The sequence below is a fragment of the Paenibacillus sp. FSL K6-2859 genome (genome assembly GCF_038008265.1).
GTDB classification, from domain to species: Bacteria; Bacillota; Bacilli; order Paenibacillales; family Paenibacillaceae; genus Paenibacillus_AQ; species Paenibacillus_AQ nitricinens.
The window spans coordinates 4,725,253-4,740,645 of record NZ_JBBOYU010000001.1; the positions used below are offsets into that span (position 1 = coordinate 4,725,253).

The following is a 15,393-nucleotide window of genomic DNA, read 5'->3' on the forward strand; positions in this document are numbered from 1 at the left end:
CCCCTGTCTATTCTATAAAGTGCTCAAATCCATAGATCAAGCCAGTGTATCCCATTACCTTTTGAATACCCATCTTAACGCCTGGCATATAGCCTGCTCGCTCATAAGAATCATGCCGGATTTTTAAGGATTGTCCGAACCCACCAAAAATCACTTCTTCTTGGGCAAACACACCAGGAAGACGGACACTATGTATCCGGAATCCATTATAGTAACCCCCACGCGCACCCTCAATCGTTTCTTCTTCTTTAGGGTTTCCTTGACGAAGCTCTTCCCGGACTTCTGAAATCATCTCTGCTGTTTTGACTGCAGTTCCGGATGGAGCATCCAGTTTTTGGTCACCATGATACTCGATAATCTCCAGATGTGGAAAGTATTTTGAAGCTTGAGCCGCAAATCTCATCAACAGAATAGCCCCTATGGAGAAGTTCGGAGCAATAAGTCCACCTATCCCCTGGTCTTGACACTGCTTGTCCAGTTCCACAATTTGCTCCGGTGTGAATCCGGTTGTACCGATAACCGGACGCACGCCATATTTAATGGCTAACACTGTATTCGTATACGCTGATTGCGGTGTAGTGAAATCGACCACAACATCTCCGTTGCTTCCTGCGAGAGCAGCCTCAAAATCTGAAGTTACAATAATTCCTGAGTCTTCCAGACCTACTAGACGGCCTGCATCTATATCCATCGATGAACGATCTACCGCAGCCGCTAGCTCCAACTCTTCGTCTTGCAGCACAAGTTTAACAACCTCTTTACCCATTCTCCCGCCTGCGCCGGATACGATAACTCTGATCTTGTTGCTCATATCTTTTCATCCTCGCTTTCACTAGTTATATAGTTATTGCATATACGATTGTATGGATTTCTGAAGGTCTACCATCAATTCTCGCAAGCCAGAATCATCCGGATGTAAAGAAATCACTTCTTTTAAGGCGGCCATAGCCTGCATATGTTCATTCACCCGACTATGTGCGATGGCAAGCCATACATAAGCATCCCCGTATAATGGATCCAAGGCGATGGCCTCTTTAAGTAGCGTAATCGGATGGTACGGGTTACGAGTTTTGTTTTCTTCATCTTCTATCAACCGCTTAGCTTCCTGTACATGCATCATAGCTTGAAGATGCTGTAGATGCAGACTATACTCAGGTTTGCTGCCATCTAACTTCATAGCCGCCTGAGCATGAACTAAAGCTTTATCTAGCATACCACTGCGGGCATATGTTATGGAACAACGATATCTGACTTCAGCATCAGCAGGACTTGCTGCAATCGCAGCCTCAAAGCAAACAATAGCTTCCGCAAAGTCACTACGCAATATTGAGCGGTAGGCTTCTCTTACATAATCCCTTTGATCCATATCCTCACCATCCTCACGGCTAAATCCCGTTCGTTTGGTACAGCATATGTTATAGAGGCCTAATCGGTGTCTTTTGGTGTCCAGCGCCCAGCATCTCGGGTATTAAACTTATGCATGACCTTATTATGTGCTTCAGTCAGATCAATCCCAAGAGAATTTGCAAAACAAACGGTAATAAACAAAATATCTCCCAGTTCAAGCTCTATAGAATTCTCTGCTTCATCAGATTTCTTCGGCTTCTCACCGAATTCATGATTGACTTCCCGCGCCAACTCTCCGACTTCCTCGGACATGCGGGCTAACATAGACAGCGGACTGAAGTATCCTTCTTTAAATTGCGATATATAAGCGTCTACTTCACGCTGAATGTCACCAAGACTTTTGTCCATAAAATGTATCTTAGCCCCCTCTGTATATCTTGCCTTCTGTTTGCCCCTATGTTATCGTAAAGACGTTTTGAAGACAAATCTTTTTTGAATATTTTAACACCTGTAAGAAAAGGTATACTTATTATAGGAAAAGAAAAACTGCCTTAACAAGGCCTAACGAGGGATTCCATGAATTCAAACAAGGTAATTTCAATCAGCAAAACAGTTGCCCCTATCATGCTCGGAACCGCAGTATATGCATTCGGACTACTGTATTTCATCATTCCCAGTCAACTCATGGAAGGCGGCGTAACGGGAATCACACTGCTGCTTAATTATGCCTTTGACATTCCAATCTTTTTAACAACACTGCTAATCAATCTCCCATTGTTTCTGCTCGGTTGGAAAGTCCTAGGCGGCCGCCAAATTGTATACACAGGTGTAGGAATCGGATCTTTGTCCCTTTTCTTGTGGATCTTCGAAAGATTGATCTCTGCTGGATGGATTGTTCCTTTCAGTACCGAACATGACTTTATTCTTGCTGCGCTATACGCAGGGGTAACACTCGGAACCGGGCTTGGGATTGTGTTCCGTTTTGGTGGCACTACAGGTGGCGTAGACATTGTGGCAAGAATTCTGGGACGGAATTTCGGCTGGAGCATGGGGCAGATTATTCTGGCCATCGACATTTTCATTATCGGCTCTTCCATCTTCTATATCCCCAAAGAAAAAATTCTATACACACTCGTTGCTGTGTTCATCGCATCGCGTGTCATCGATTTTATCCAGGAGGGCGCTTATGCCGCCAAAGCTTTTACAATCATTAGTGATGAGGCACCACAAATTGCTGATCTAATCACTGCTGAACTAGAACGAGGGGTAACACTCATTCCTGCAATCGGTGCGTATTCTAAGCAAGCCAAACATATGGTGTATTGTGTAGTTTCAAGGCAGGAAATTCGCCGTCTTAGTTTACTGGTTAAATCGATTGATCCGCATGCGTTTGTAATTATTAGCGATGTGCACGACGTACAAGGCGAGGGATTCAGAGAAACATAAAATATCCCCACAAAGTGTGGCCTTGCTTCGATGCGTACTCAGGTACTTTGCGGGGGCCCCAAATAAATAATTTCTAATTCGTTAAAAATAGGAGCGGGGGACTCTTCCCCGCTCCTTTTGGTTATATAAACATTCCACTAAATGGGTTTGAAGTTCTGATTCTCTCCACGGTACTTACGATAACCCGCATAAGCTAATACAGCGATAATAAAACCTGCGGCTAGTCCTCCCCAAATCCCAAATTCTTGTGAGGCCAAGGGTACTGACAAAGCCGGCTCATCCTTCTCTTTTCCGAACATTACCCGCACAGTATCCTGACCATAAGACACAATTTCAAGCAACCGGGCCCGTTCGATTTTTTGTGAGGAAGAAGAAATGCCTGCGGCATAAGAGAGCCAGGAATCAAAAGCATTTACAACTTCAGGTTGCCGAGAGACGATCACCGCTGGCCGGATATTTTCGTACCTGCCCTGTAGCCTCTCTACAGCCGTTTTCCATCCCGCCAGATCATTTGTAGCACCACTTTGCTCCATCGCATTTAAATCCTCGCGGATTAGCTTATAATACTGAAGCCAAATGGGTTGTCCGGGTTGATTTAGACTATTGGCAGCTAACCGTAATTTGGCCGCTGTAGCCTCCAATTGCTGCTGAGATACTTTTGCGCTTGCCACAGCAGCCTTCAGGTCCATAATGACCCCTGATAAAGCATTAATGCCCTCTACAGAGGTCATTCCTTCAAAAGAAGAGGACACTATGATCCTAGAGATCTCTTCAGTCTCTTGTCGGACCTTCATCACATCCCCTTCCAAGACATACCCATACAATGCCTCAGCGGCTTGTTCTAGCAACTGTGCTCCGGTCTTTCCGCTCATCACTGTCAAGCCGTTGCCCGAACTAACGTCGGCGCTTTGCTTCGAAGCCTTGCCAGAGCCTTCACCAGCATTCCCTTGCGCTGCCGAAGCTTTTTCAACATTCATGCTGGTCAGCAACCAGCAAAATACTAGAATAACCAACACATAATATCTCCCTCGGAGCATGAAATACCCCCTCCTACTTAAGAAGAAACGACGTTGTCATCTTTTAAAGACGATATTCGTTTCTCGTAAAATTATAAGGATTAAGCATAGTATAAAACTCATACTTCTTATAATTCTAAATGTATGGCAGGGGGACAAGGGTTAGAACTGCTTACTAGAACCTATTCTTAAATTGATAGATAGAGTCTACTGGTCTTTGTCTACTACTAAACAACCAAGCAACAATCACACTAAACACTGTAAGCGCCATCGTGAAATATTGCACCTGTGTGACATCATCATTCAGTACAGAAGGTAGCCACGGGTATATTCCGTAGGAATAGTCCAGCATATCATTTGCAAGGGTCCAGAACAGCGCTAGCGGAATCATTTTGCGGAAAGAAAAGAATCGTGCATAGATCAAAGCTTCTACTGCCATCCCCAAATGAGAGATCACCAGCATCCAATCTTTCCAGACTAGAATATCTCCTTGATAACCTCCAGCAAAAATCATACTTACTGCCCAAATCCCATACTTCACAGACGTCACAACCGCTAACGCCTCAATAAGCTCCCTTACATTGTTTCCCGTATAGCCTTTTGGAGGAAAGAGCATTAGCAACAGCGCCAAGGTAAAGAACAAGCTCGCGGTTGGACTATCTGGAACAAACGGGAGCAACCAAAGCGGAAAGTTAGCCGCCGTGAACTCCAATTGATTGCCATACCATATGTAGCCATAAATGGTACCGAGAAGATTCACAATGAATAACAACCAAATGATTCCTCGGTGCTTAAACAGTTTATCAAGAACGGACATACAGATCATTAACCTCCCAAGTAGTGGCAACTTTACATTTAGACATACAAAAACCTGACCGCAGTTTCGATCAGGTTTTGCGTTATTATTATTTTACTGTTCGCTTTTTTGTTTGGCAAGCCAGTCTGCCAAGGCATCAATGTCTTGATCAGAAAGCCCTGCTCCCAGAGCAGTATCATACATCTTCGGCATCTGCCCTTGACCCTCTTTTATAATAGTAAGGATTGCTTCTTTATCATGGGTGTCCCCAACGCCGCGAAGTGAAGGTCCGCCTGCCCCTTTCAAATCCGCTGCATGACAAGAGATGCAAGTAGCTTGCTTAAATAGCCCCATAGCTGGATCATCCTTATCTACAATCGCTACTTCCTTCGCCTTAACTGCACTAGAGGTTGGAAGCCCCTTCGCCCTATTCTCTGCCGCCTTCTCTTCCCGTTGAACATCTTCAGGAATTTGACCAGTTTCAGCCATTTCATGTTTGTATTCAGTCCAAGCGGTATTTGTTAGGTACACAATCGCCGCTAGCGATAAGAACATCAAAGATGAAGCGATCGGTCTACGGTAGAAGCGACGTTCTCTGCCCGTGTCAAGAAATGGAGCTAAAAGAAGTGAACCAAAAGCTACACCGGTTACTCCTAATGTACCCAGTACGATATAATCACCTGAAGCATAAGGAAGCTTCAAATACTGATAGAGAAACAAGAAATACCAGTCAGGAATTGGGATAACCGTAGCACTCGCATTCGCTGGAAACCCTAGCGGCGCTGGCTCTGAAATAGTAAGCACTAATATTCCTACAAGTACAACGACGCCAACCATCCATTCTTTTAGTAGAAAGTTAGGGATAAAGGCTTCCGATTTACCAGGATAGGCTGAATAGTCTGGAGGTGTGATAAATCCATTGCCTTTACGAACTCTGGTATCACCGACATATACAACCTTTTCCTTAGAATTGTTTCCATGTGCCATCCATATTCCTCCTCTCTCAGATTAACTTACAACGGTCCAGAAATCCCTTGTCTGCGGATCATAATAAAGTGTCCTACGAGCAGACTAAGAAGCACCGCTGGGAGGAAGAATACATGTAGTGCGAAGAACCGAGTCAACGTTTCTGCACCAACAATCGTACCGCCTTGCATAAGTTCTTTCAATACGGGTCCCATCACTGGAACCGAGTTAGCAATTTCGAGTGTTACCTTAGTCGCAAAGTAAGCTTTATTGTCCCAAGGCAATAAGTAACCCGTTAAACCGAGCCCCAACATTACGAAGAAGATGAGCATTCCAACTACCCAGTTCATCTCACGTGGAGCTTTATAAGAGCCTGTAAAGAAGACGCGCATCGTATGAAGGAACATCATAACAATGACAAGACTAGCACCCCAGTGATGCATTCCGCGAACGATTTGTCCAAAGGCAACACTAGATTGTAAATACTCAACACTTGCATAAGCATTGATAATATCTGGAACATAATACATCGTTAAGAACATACCCGATAAGATCTGAATCACTGTAATAAAAAAGGTCAGTCCGCCAAAACAATACACAAACGCAGAGAAGTGATGGGCCGGGTTAACATGCTCAGGAACCTCGTGGTCGGCCACGTCTCTCCAAATTGGCGTAACATCCAAACGTTCGTCAATCCAGTTATAGACATTTTTAAACATTAGAACCTACGCCTCCTCACTAGCTACTGTATTAGGCACAATATCACCCAAAAGAACCCACCCGTTATCAAATTTCGTTTTATACTGGTCCAGCGGTTTTGGAGCTACTTCGAGATTTTTGCCGAGTTTGGTATAACGTGCACCGTGGCAAGGACAGTGATACTCGTCCGGATATGCCTTATCATTGTTCCATCCGACCGTACATCCTAAATGTTTACAAATGGGTGAAAGCGCATAAATATCACCCTTTGCGTCTTTACGGATCCACGCAGTCAGCGTCGCTGTGCTGTCGTACCATCCGTCTTTCTGTTTCAATTCAAACGTAAACTCTTGGGGCTCTTCGGTGATTTTGCTAATTTCAGCAACCTTTATAAAATCACCCGCGCCCTTCTTATGTAATATTGGGTCCACGACAAAACGGACCATTGGGAGAATTGTACCTGCCCCCATAAAAGCAGTAGCGCCACCTAGCGTGTAGGTCAAAAATTGCCTGCGCGACATCTCTTTACGGCTGGGTGGTTGTTCAGGCCAAATATCCTGTTGATCATTATGGCTGCTCATACTGTTATATAACCCCCTTCTCAAGATATAAGAAAGTATCTAAGGTGTCCGATCAGAGATGCCTTACTATAAATAATCCGTTTTCAAATCTTTTCAATGAAATACATCACATACCATTTCGATTCAACCTAATAATAGCTTAGGCACCAAAACCCGTCAAGAATATTGTCTAATTTGTGACAGGCCAAAAAGTGATTTTAACTTATAATTGTTGATTTTCTGTCACATTTAAAAGGGACTCACCGTCGCCACATCTCTTGAATTTTCATACCAATATCACTATTAATCTTACCTTCCAGAGAACCCTCAATGATAGGCAGAGAGAGTACTAAATCGCTTTCAAAAATTTCTTGTTCCAGAAGTGCTCTATCTGCTGTCAACACCACAGCATACTGGAAACCACTGGATTTGACTTTTTGGCAAACCTCATTAATTAGGTCAACATATCCTTCCCCTCCATACTGAATCGCTGGATAAGTTACAATCCGTCCCTTAAACGGTATTTCCACCAAATCCATAAAATCACGTAATCTTTCTAAAGCTTGAACCGTCTCAGGAGGACTTTCAGCCCCGCTTAATCCTGTAAAAGGTATGAGACATGTATCATAGAACTTTCGATTTTCTTTCCACTGCTCAACTTCAAAATCACTGAATTTCATTTATGTCCATCTCCTTATTTACGATCCTTCGTTACTTTCACATTTCACAAATTTGCCCGAAGTTATAAATCCCATTATATTGAAAGAGGGGGACGAACGTCTATATTTAGATTTTCATAGGTTTTCCTTCACCTCTAATTGATACAGAAAGCTTCATTACTCCATTAGAAAAATCACAGCGTATAACAAGAAAGACGCCTGGTCGCGTTCTTGGAGGTAGAGTTACAAGCTGAGTACATCCGTAATTCCATACACGTTCTATATACACCTTCGTAGTGAGGTTCCGCTAACGGACCGTATGGCCTTAATTTCGATTAAATGAGCACATATATTAGGGACGGACCGTATTGCACTTATTCCCTAATAACAAGCCCCTTCCCGGGTGATTTGGTGCGAATAACAGCGCTGGCTCGTTTACGTTACCAATTGCACATTGTATTCGGTTTTTCGCATACATTTGGCTCGTTTACGTTACCGGTGACACATTGTATTCGGTTTTTCGCATACATTTGGCTCGTTTACGTTACCGGTGACACATTGTATTCGGTTTTTCGCATATATTTGGCTCGTTTGCGTTACCGGTGACACATTGTATTCGTTTTTTCGCATACATTTAGCTGTTTACGTTACCGATGGCACATTGCATTCGGTTTTTCGCATACATTTGGCTCGTTTACGTTACCGGTGGCACATTGTATTCGGTTTTTTGCATACATTTGTCCGTAAGCTCGACTAAAACATGCATTTCGGAGGATATAAGGTCCGCTCGGTTTTTTAGAATCTGACGGCGACTCTCGTTTTTTCCAGTCTCCTGCTTCTTCACGTTCATCACTCCCCTCTTTCTTCGGAGTTATCCACATTTTTTTGTATTGTATAATTTCCTAAACAATCGAGTAGGAGGGGGCGGCGAGCCCCCGGCCTCTCACACCACCGTACGTACCGTTCGGTATACGGCGGTTCATGAAATATTCCGTAAGGAGTTGTATCTGTCCAATACACTCTTTAATCCATTGGATTCCCAATATTGGTTATTCAATGCACGTTGCAGAATTGGACTCCCTGCAATTCGCCAGTACCCTTTCCGAGTATTTCCCCACTCATATGCTATGTCCTTAGGCACGCCTAAAGATATAAGCCTTTTGACCTTGGTTCTCGGGTTCTTCCATTGCTTCCAGAGACACATTCGCAATCTCCTTCGAATCCACATATCCATCGCTTTTAAGACACTTGGCGTATCCGCCAGACAGAAATATCCCTGCCATCCCATCAAGTATCGATTGAGCTCCTGGATTCTCTCTTCCATTCGCATCGCTTTCTTCCGGGACGTGATCTCCCGAATTCGAGTTTTCGCTCTCTGCAAGGACTGCTTCGCTATCCTCACCTTGGGCTCTTTATCGTGACTAAAGCTAAACCCAAGAAATTTTCGTCTCCAGGGGCGGTCCACCGCACTCTTCGCTTGGTTCACCTTTAGTTTTAGCCTCGTCTCGATAAATACGGTGACAGATGCCTTCACTCGTTCTCCTGCTCTTGGCGTTTTCACGTAAATATTGCAATCATCCGCATAACGAACGAAGCGGTGTCCACGTTTCTCGAGTTCCTTGTCGAGCTCATCCAAGACGATGTTAGATAATAACGGACTGAGTGGACCACCTTGCGGTGTCCCTTCTGTTGTCGGTTTTACTAACCCGTTCTCCATCACTCCTGACTGAAGATATTTTCGAATCAGCAGGAGAACTTTCTTGTCCTTCACTTTAGCCGAAATCTTCATCATCAGTCAGTCATGGTTGACGCGATCAAAGAATTTCTCCAAGTCCAGGTCAACGACGTATCGATAGCCTTCTTTCATGAATTCTCTAGCTTTCCTTACCGCCTCATGTCCTCGCCTTCCCGGACGAAATCCATAACTGTGGTCAGAAAACTCTGGATCAAATAATGGGGTTAGTACCTGAGCGATTGCTTGTTGAATCATTCGGTCTGTCACGGTAGGTATTCCTAATAACCTAACGCCTCCGCCACCGGGTTTCGGGATTTCGACTCGGCGCACAGGGCTCGGTTCATAGGTTCCTTCTTCTATCGATTGCCGCAAGGTTTGCCAGTTTTGTACGATGTGTTCTCGTAAGGATTTTACGGACATCCCATCTACGCCATGACTTCCTTTATTCGCTTCAACACGCTTTAAGGCTTGCAGAAGATTTTCCCGTGACAACAGTTGCTCCAACATTTTTTTACCTCTCTTTACGTGATTTGTATCTTCCTCTTGTGCCAGAGATGAATTCTGCCCTGCCGAAGCTCCTCACGGGATTCACCGCTCCCTTCCTCAGTCAGGTCCTTTCGGATTTTTTTTCTGCTTTCAATACTCATCTTGAACGCCTTGATGTACAAATACCTACTTCATGTTCAGCCCTTCCGCAGCTGTTGCAACAGCTTGCGTACTATGGCGTCTGCTGACTTCTGTGCGTTCAGCCTGCTCTCACAAGCAGGGTTACGAAGTGGCTTCGCCTACCGCACAGATCTCCCCAGGTAAGGACGCTATCTTCCTCTCCATCTATCTGCTTCATTTACTCTCGTATGCCTTTGACAGTATGGACTTTGGTTTGTTATGCAACCTCATCCAGCCTACGTTAGCCTTGTATGAAGTTCGTGTTCCTCAGACCGGAGATTTGCCGCCGGATTCCTTCAGATTCCACCTCACGGTGGACACCCTTGCCTTAGACTAATGGCTACTACTGCCTTCGCCATTCGGGACTTCAACCCTATAGATAGCGCCCATGCTGGGCGCACATAAAAAAAGAAATGCGCTAAGCGCATTTCTTTATGCCAAACTTTTAAGTTCTTCTGTAAGATTTCGGAAAGCTAATTTATCTCCTGTAGCCAGCGCCGTGTCAATCTCACGGTGCAAGATGTCGGAGCGACGCTTTCGCAGCGCTTCATCCCACACCATTTCTGCCGCAAGTCCTAGCATCACTTCGTACGTAGCCTTCATTTTGTCCATTCGATACACCTCCGCTGTTTAAGAGATCCTTATTGCTTTAATATTTTGATATCCATCAAGATGATTTTGTTTTCGTTTTCAAAAGTGACGGCACCTACTAAATCATATTCAACAATCCTGTCTACGTTCTACATATTTACCCATTCTGATCAATACTTCATTTATTGTCCTATCAACAACCAAAGTACAGTCCACATCTACATATGTAATCCCCATAAGCATTGGCTTGATGCCTCCATACTGCTATAGATGTTTAGGCACGGCTATCTCCATCCCCCACGGCGTCATCATCACAGCGAGACCAGTGGTGGTCTCCCCTAATTTCAGCATCCCAAGGTGCACCATCATCCTAATAATTCGTTGCTCCAGAATAGAGGCAGCATTGTCATAATAGAAAGGTTTAATTAACCACCCTATACCATCCACTAATGAAGGTACGCTCACCCAATTCCCAGCACTAATGCTTACCCAATACACCAGTGAAGGCAGGTTTGGTACAGCCCCCTTATATAGTTTTAACCAAAAAGAGAATATCTGCATCAACGAGTCACATTTCCCATCGGCCAACACTGCCTCTCCTGTCGCCGTGAGCCTTAACCGAAAACCTTCTTCAGTGATCCAGCGGCGGTGACGAACATAATCATACAGGAGCGCTAATCTAGGTGGATAATGCTCACATGCCCTACCATAACCAAATCTCCAGCCGCCTTTGCTAAGCAGATCCTCCGGAATATGAAGTGCATTCATCACTCCTTGCTGATACCGCCTATACATTGCCCCTTCCTGATTAAGCTCTGGCTCATTTTCCTTGATATATCTCAGAAGCATAACCAGATCACTTAATAACAATTCTCCTTCATTTCGATACATGGCTGGTTCAGAGCTAACCGTAACCTTATCCTTGATATGTGCGCTCATCGTCTCACGAAAGCGCTCTTTCAAGTCTTTGGGCACTTGGAACAAATATCTCGTTTGCTGGGAAGAACCGCTAAAGAGCCAGCCTCCGCTTTTGAAACGAGAAACCATTTCTCGGATACCCCCGGTCTTTCCTTCTTGGGTATCAAAAGAAGCTTGCCTAGCTACTGCCAACAAATCTTCCAGACTAAAGTAGCTGCGTTCATCAAAAAGTAATGTATTCAGAAACCGTAGATCCTCCGGAGCACATTCCCGGATATGAGACTCCATAAAACTTCTGCTTCCAAGCATAATCAAAATACTCTGGATCAAGTCATGTTTGGAATTCTGCTTGCATTCACACCGGTAGCGTCCCGCTATGGCGGTCAGCTGTCCAATATCTGCATAAGTGAGCATATCCGCCAGATTCATGTTTTATCGCCTCACCGTTTTACTACCATTATGGGAAATACAGCCCTTTTTATTCCCCTTTGCGCAAAAAAAATAACCCGATGCACGGGTTAACGCTGATTTTGCAGGATATGGCGAGTACAATTATAAAGAATAGGGTTCCATTCCCGTTCTTTCTTCTCCAAAATCGTCAGGGACAAATTCCCAATCCGCTCAGAATACTTATCTTTGTAAAATGCAGTATACAGTTGAGCGAGGAACCCTCCATGAGATATGACTAGTATGTTGCGATTGGGATGCTGCGCAGAAATATCCTCCATAAAGGCAAGTGCACGCGCTTGAAGCTGTTCGTCAGTTTCTTGACCAAGCGAAAGCTGACTCCAATCTTTCCCCCACTTCTCTTCACGCTCAGCGGCAGTAAGTCCTTCAACCTGTCCGTAGGCACGTTCCCGGATCCGATCATCCGGATCAAGTAACGGTACATTTAATTTATCTGCGATAATCCTACCTGTCTCTGCTGCCCGGGAAAGGTTACTTGTAATGCAATAATCCCAGCGATACGGCTCTTGTAATAAGCGGTCAGCAAGCATAGCAGCTTGCATCCGTCCTTCATCATTAAGCGGAATATCACTTTGCCCCTGTATCTTTCCAATTGCGTTCCAGTCCGTCAATCCATGGCGTATCAAGCCGATTAGCATATTGCCTCCCCCTTTTCACCCAAGTATTTGTCTCTTAATGTAACATGGATGAAATAAAAAGTCTTCTTTTATGCGTATTATAATACAAAAAATCCCCTTATCTTTACATAAAGGGACTCCTACATCGTTCTTAACACTATTATATACTGCAATAGCTAAGTCATACATCAATAGACCCTTTATGATCTGCGATATCGATTCAGCCGGGTTAATGAAAACACTGCAAAACCCACGCCAAGCATGGATAACATCATCCAATATTGAGGATGAGTAGGTCCCATATTTACCACAAGCGGTTCAATAATCCCACCTTCAGAGCCTAAAATGGGATAAGTGGATGTCCATTCCATAGAGCCAGCAACGCCTGTCTCTACAATTCCACTTTGAGCCACAGTGATATCAGCAGGTGTTCTAAACATAGTAAAGTAAAGAACACTGGACAAAAATACCGCCAGGAAGCAAGCGATCCAGAGACTAAGCCTATGACGAACAATGGCAGATGTCCCTGCGGATTTCCCATCCCCTGGCATTAACCAAGGACTCTCTAGATAAATCCGCTCCATAACTTTAACATTTATAACTTCTGCACGCTCTTCACTAATCTCTTCTTTCAAATCATGCATAAGCTGGCTACTCTCTTGCCACAGAGACCACTCAGCAGCGCAGTAAGGACAAGTTGCAATATGTTGTTCGAGCAAAATCCGCCTAGGATGTGTGGGGGGAGCGTCCCACAAGAGCGGAATACATTCTTGCGCTTCCCTGCAATTCATTCGCCTTACACCCTCTCAACCTGCTCTTCAACTTCAGGCTCATTGAAATAGGATTCGAGTTGAAGCTTCACACTACTTCTGGCACGAAACAACAATGATTTCACGGAGCTTACACTCTGATCTAAAATTTCTGCAATTTCTTGATAATCCATCTGATCGTATTCACGCAGGATTAGCGCAGAGCGTTGTTTCTCCGGAAGATTATTAATTGCCTCACGAACCAAGTTCATCCGTTCTTTACGCAATGCAGCCTGCTCAGGCGCTACTTCAAACGGTGCAACTGGAGTATATCCACTCTCTTCTAGGGATACATTTCCGGCACGATTCTTACGAAGCTCACTTAGCACGGTATTACGAGCAATAGTGTACAACCACGTTGAAAAGGAAGCATCTACCTCTCGAAAGGAATGCAAGCTACGGAATGCCTTGTAGAAAGTCTCCGAACAAAGGTCCTCTGCAATTAGCTCCATTTGTGAGTTTCTAAGCATATGATATACAAATGCCAATATTTTTCGTTGATAACGACGCATTAATTCTGAATATAATTCTGTGTTACCTTGTTTGATTTCCTGGATCAACTGGGAATCCGTCATGGTGAGATTGGCCCTCCTCGCCCTTGCACGTCTTTTCCCGTCCGGTCCGTACTTATTATACCGGTTTGGGCTTTAAAAGTTGCGCTGGTTTACTGCAACTTTTTAGTTTATTACAAGAAGAAACGATATTGTCGACCTTTTATGTAAGACAAACGTTCCTTGTGGGAATTTTAGGGAAAATATATGACGTGCAACTTATCCGTTCTTCAATTTTGAAATACACCTATGTATATTCAAACACCCAATAATTAAGGCATGATGATTGTGATGAATATAAAAAGAAAAATGGCATATTTCTTAGAGCATATAAATTTTATAACGAATCTAGAAATATACCAGATCTATTGTATCACAGATTCTCATAGGATGACATTAATAGACTTCAGAGCAGTAATCTCGTCAGCAAGACCTGACAACAGATTATAAACGAACATTAACTCCGTCAATAAGACTTTGATCACTGTAATATGACTTTAATCTCTTTTTAATAAACTGTTGACAAAATGTAAACGTATACATATAATAAAAGTACAGTATGGTTTCTCTCCACTCCTATCCAAATACTAGACGGTTCCAATTTATTGTGAACTGTAGCCGCTTACTTTGTAAGCGGTCTTTTTTTGTTCTGAAAGCGCTCTACCTTTTGTTAGATGATCTATAATAGGTTATTTACTATAGCCAGCGAATTAGCTTCCACAAATCCCCACAGTCATCTATTACCCCGTCTGCGTCCACTTGAAGAAGTATGGAAAAGAGTCAAGATAAACAATATACTAGCTATAAAGTTATTTGTTGAGGTGAATATGAAATGAATGAAATCGATGAATCAAAACAACTTGTACTACAAATCGGCGGTGCCTTGAAAAAGTACAGAAAAGAAAAAAACATGAACTTAGATGACTTAGCAGAATTAACGGGCGTAAGTAAACTTACTCTGGGGAATATCGAACGCGGTGAGACAAATCCAACTTTGGCGATTATATGGAAAATTTCAAAAGGCCTATCTTTACCCCTATTAGCTTTGTTCAAATCTGAAGACCCTGTTAGTTTGTATCGAGCAGGCGAAGGTCTTCGGTTTTCTAATGATCAAAAGAATTGGATCATTGAACCCGTCTTTAAAAACGTAAGCAACGATATTGAAATGTGTCGGGCTTACTTACAGCCAAATAGTTCATATCACCCTGAAGGTCATCATGTGAATACAACTGAAATTGCGACAGTAATGACTGGTTCCATTGAAATTCAAGTCAATGGTGAGATGTACATATTGAATCAATATGATACGATCAGTTTTCGTGCTGATCGCCCTCACTCTTATACCAATCATACGAATAGCGAAACAGTGCTCCATATCTCCTTAAAATATGGTTTCTAAAAGCCAAAAATTTTACTTATAAAATGCAACTCTGAGTTTCCATTATTTATGGAAACTCAGAGTTGTTTTTTTTACTAATATAAGCACTTCAAGTGATAGGATACTCTTCATAAAGTTAACTATAAAATACTTATTGTTAATTTTAGTATA

The 15,393-nt window shown here is 43.3% G+C and carries 18 protein-coding genes and 1 pseudogene; 3 read left to right on the forward strand and 16 right to left on the reverse strand.

What is annotated here, in order from left to right; genetic code table 11:
* Positions 1–7 precede the first annotated feature (7 nt).
* Genes dapB through MHB64_RS21145 form a run of 3 tightly spaced genes read right to left on the reverse strand, consistent with a single transcriptional unit; the run spans position 8 to position 1,755 of the window.
* Positions 8–811: a 4-hydroxy-tetrahydrodipicolinate reductase gene (dapB, locus tag MHB64_RS21135; protein WP_094874669.1), complete on the reverse strand. Its 804-nt coding sequence runs from the start codon at positions 809–811 to the stop codon at positions 8–10.
* 33 nt (positions 812–844) lie between these two features.
* On the reverse strand, positions 845–1,366 hold the full coding sequence (locus tag MHB64_RS21140) for a tetratricopeptide repeat protein (RefSeq protein ID WP_280786581.1): 522 nt from the start codon (positions 1,364–1,366) through the stop codon (positions 845–847).
* A 59-nt stretch (positions 1,367–1,425) separates the two neighbouring features.
* Entirely contained in the window at positions 1,426–1,755 is a 330-nt protein-coding gene (locus MHB64_RS21145; protein WP_036676271.1) for a nucleotide pyrophosphohydrolase, read from the reverse strand.
* A 168-nt stretch (positions 1,756–1,923) separates the two neighbouring features.
* On the opposite strand from MHB64_RS21145, the gene MHB64_RS21150 reads away from it, so the two are divergent.
* Positions 1,924–2,793, forward strand: a complete 870-nt coding sequence (locus tag MHB64_RS21150) for a YitT family protein (protein ID WP_042190138.1) — start codon at positions 1,924–1,926, stop codon at positions 2,791–2,793.
* A 137-nt stretch (positions 2,794–2,930) separates the two neighbouring features.
* Here MHB64_RS21150 and MHB64_RS21155 read toward each other — a convergent pair whose 3' ends face one another.
* The 8 genes and pseudogenes from MHB64_RS21155 to ltrA all read right to left on the reverse strand — a co-directional run bounded on the left by MHB64_RS21155 (position 2,931) and on the right by ltrA (position 9,731).
* Positions 2,931–3,830, reverse strand: a complete 900-nt coding sequence (locus MHB64_RS21155; RefSeq protein ID WP_094874666.1) for a sporulation protein YpjB — start codon at positions 3,828–3,830, stop codon at positions 2,931–2,933.
* A 154-nt stretch (positions 3,831–3,984) separates the two neighbouring features.
* Positions 3,985–4,626, reverse strand: a complete 642-nt coding sequence (locus MHB64_RS21160) for a DUF1405 domain-containing protein (RefSeq protein WP_256990515.1) — start codon at positions 4,624–4,626, stop codon at positions 3,985–3,987.
* A 93-nt stretch (positions 4,627–4,719) separates the two neighbouring features.
* The gene (locus MHB64_RS21165) at positions 4,720–5,592 is read right to left on the reverse strand and encodes a menaquinol-cytochrome c reductase cytochrome b/c subunit (RefSeq protein WP_094874665.1); all 873 of its coding nucleotides are present in this window, start codon (positions 5,590–5,592) and stop codon (positions 4,720–4,722) included.
* Positions 5,593–5,618: 26 nt separating this feature from the next.
* The gene (gene qcrB, locus MHB64_RS21170) at positions 5,619–6,290 is read right to left on the reverse strand and encodes a menaquinol-cytochrome c reductase cytochrome b subunit (RefSeq protein ID WP_042129529.1); all 672 of its coding nucleotides are present in this window, start codon (positions 6,288–6,290) and stop codon (positions 5,619–5,621) included.
* 6 nt (positions 6,291–6,296) lie between these two features.
* Positions 6,297–6,851, reverse strand: a complete 555-nt coding sequence (locus MHB64_RS21175) for a QcrA and Rieske domain-containing protein (RefSeq protein ID WP_094874664.1) — start codon at positions 6,849–6,851, stop codon at positions 6,297–6,299.
* 239 nt (positions 6,852–7,090) lie between these two features.
* The gene (locus MHB64_RS21180) at positions 7,091–7,510 is read right to left on the reverse strand and encodes a DUF2487 family protein (protein WP_341135325.1); all 420 of its coding nucleotides are present in this window, start codon (positions 7,508–7,510) and stop codon (positions 7,091–7,093) included.
* A 673-nt stretch (positions 7,511–8,183) separates the two neighbouring features.
* On the reverse strand, positions 8,184–8,339 hold the full coding sequence (locus MHB64_RS21185) for a hypothetical protein (protein ID WP_280786584.1): 156 nt from the start codon (positions 8,337–8,339) through the stop codon (positions 8,184–8,186).
* Positions 8,340–8,468: 129 nt separating this feature from the next.
* Positions 8,469–9,731 (reverse strand): annotated as a pseudogene (ltrA, locus tag MHB64_RS21190) (group II intron reverse transcriptase/maturase).
* Positions 9,732–9,903: 172 nt separating this feature from the next.
* Between ltrA and MHB64_RS21195 the strand changes: the two are divergent.
* Entirely contained in the window at positions 9,904–10,227 is a 324-nt protein-coding gene (locus MHB64_RS21195; protein WP_341135326.1) for a hypothetical protein, read from the forward strand.
* Between the two features lie 95 nt (positions 10,228–10,322).
* Here MHB64_RS21195 and MHB64_RS21200 read toward each other — a convergent pair whose 3' ends face one another.
* The 5 genes from MHB64_RS21200 to MHB64_RS21220 form a co-directional block, all read right to left on the reverse strand.
* On the reverse strand, positions 10,323–10,502 hold the full coding sequence (locus MHB64_RS21200) for an IDEAL domain-containing protein (protein ID WP_042129535.1): 180 nt from the start codon (positions 10,500–10,502) through the stop codon (positions 10,323–10,325).
* Positions 10,503–10,745: 243 nt separating this feature from the next.
* On the reverse strand, positions 10,746–11,828 hold the full coding sequence (locus MHB64_RS21205) for a hypothetical protein (RefSeq protein ID WP_341135327.1): 1,083 nt from the start codon (positions 11,826–11,828) through the stop codon (positions 10,746–10,748).
* Positions 11,829–11,917: 89 nt separating this feature from the next.
* Positions 11,918–12,505: a histidine phosphatase family protein gene (locus tag MHB64_RS21210; RefSeq protein ID WP_094870047.1), complete on the reverse strand. Its 588-nt coding sequence runs from the start codon at positions 12,503–12,505 to the stop codon at positions 11,918–11,920.
* Positions 12,506–12,684: 179 nt separating this feature from the next.
* Entirely contained in the window at positions 12,685–13,275 is a 591-nt protein-coding gene (locus MHB64_RS21215; RefSeq protein WP_143812129.1) for an anti-sigma factor family protein, read from the reverse strand.
* Positions 13,276–13,280: 5 nt separating this feature from the next.
* Positions 13,281–13,868, reverse strand: a complete 588-nt coding sequence (locus MHB64_RS21220) for an RNA polymerase sigma factor (protein ID WP_042190156.1) — start codon at positions 13,866–13,868, stop codon at positions 13,281–13,283.
* A gap of 808 nt (positions 13,869–14,676) precedes the next feature.
* On the opposite strand from MHB64_RS21220, the gene MHB64_RS21225 reads away from it, so the two are divergent.
* Positions 14,677–15,243 (forward strand): helix-turn-helix domain-containing protein, encoded by a 567-nt coding sequence (locus MHB64_RS21225; protein WP_094870048.1) that lies wholly within the window; start codon positions 14,677–14,679, stop codon positions 15,241–15,243.
* The last annotated feature ends 150 nt before the right edge of the window (positions 15,244–15,393 follow it).

Coding starts and splice junctions, on each gene's coding strand:
- dapB (WP_094874669.1), bottom strand. CDS start 811: ATGAGCAACAAGATCAGAGTTATCGTATCCGGCGCAGGCGGGAGAATG.
- qcrB (WP_042129529.1), bottom strand. CDS start 6,290: ATGTTTAAAAATGTCTATAACTGGATTGACGAACGTTTGGATGTTACG.
- MHB64_RS21225 (WP_094870048.1), top strand. CDS start 14,677: ATGAATGAAATCGATGAATCAAAACAACTTGTACTACAAATCGGCGGT.
- MHB64_RS21155 (WP_094874666.1), bottom strand. CDS start 3,830: ATGCTCCGAGGGAGATATTATGTGTTGGTTATTCTAGTATTTTGCTGG.
- MHB64_RS21145 (WP_036676271.1), bottom strand. CDS start 1,755: ATGGACAAAAGTCTTGGTGACATTCAGCGTGAAGTAGACGCTTATATA.
- MHB64_RS21220 (WP_042190156.1), bottom strand. CDS start 13,868: ATGACGGATTCCCAGTTGATCCAGGAAATCAAACAAGGTAACACAGAA.
- MHB64_RS21195 (WP_341135326.1), top strand. CDS start 9,904: ATGTTCAGCCCTTCCGCAGCTGTTGCAACAGCTTGCGTACTATGGCGT.
- MHB64_RS21160 (WP_256990515.1), bottom strand. CDS start 4,626: ATGTCCGTTCTTGATAAACTGTTTAAGCACCGAGGAATCATTTGGTTG.
- MHB64_RS21200 (WP_042129535.1), bottom strand. CDS start 10,502: ATGGACAAAATGAAGGCTACGTACGAAGTGATGCTAGGACTTGCGGCA.
- MHB64_RS21180 (WP_341135325.1), bottom strand. CDS start 7,510: ATGAAATTCAGTGATTTTGAAGTTGAGCAGTGGAAAGAAAATCGAAAG.
- MHB64_RS21165 (WP_094874665.1), bottom strand. CDS start 5,592: ATGGCACATGGAAACAATTCTAAGGAAAAGGTTGTATATGTCGGTGAT.
- MHB64_RS21215 (WP_143812129.1), bottom strand. CDS start 13,275: ATGAATTGCAGGGAAGCGCAAGAATGTATTCCGCTCTTGTGGGACGCT.
- MHB64_RS21185 (WP_280786584.1), bottom strand. CDS start 8,339: ATGAACGTGAAGAAGCAGGAGACTGGAAAAAACGAGAGTCGCCGTCAG.
- MHB64_RS21140 (WP_280786581.1), bottom strand. CDS start 1,366: ATGGATCAAAGGGATTATGTAAGAGAAGCCTACCGCTCAATATTGCGT.
- MHB64_RS21210 (WP_094870047.1), bottom strand. CDS start 12,505: ATGCTAATCGGCTTGATACGCCATGGATTGACGGACTGGAACGCAATT.
- MHB64_RS21150 (WP_042190138.1), top strand. CDS start 1,924: ATGAATTCAAACAAGGTAATTTCAATCAGCAAAACAGTTGCCCCTATC.
- MHB64_RS21205 (WP_341135327.1), bottom strand. CDS start 11,828: ATGAATCTGGCGGATATGCTCACTTATGCAGATATTGGACAGCTGACC.
- MHB64_RS21175 (WP_094874664.1), bottom strand. CDS start 6,851: ATGAGCAGCCATAATGATCAACAGGATATTTGGCCTGAACAACCACCC.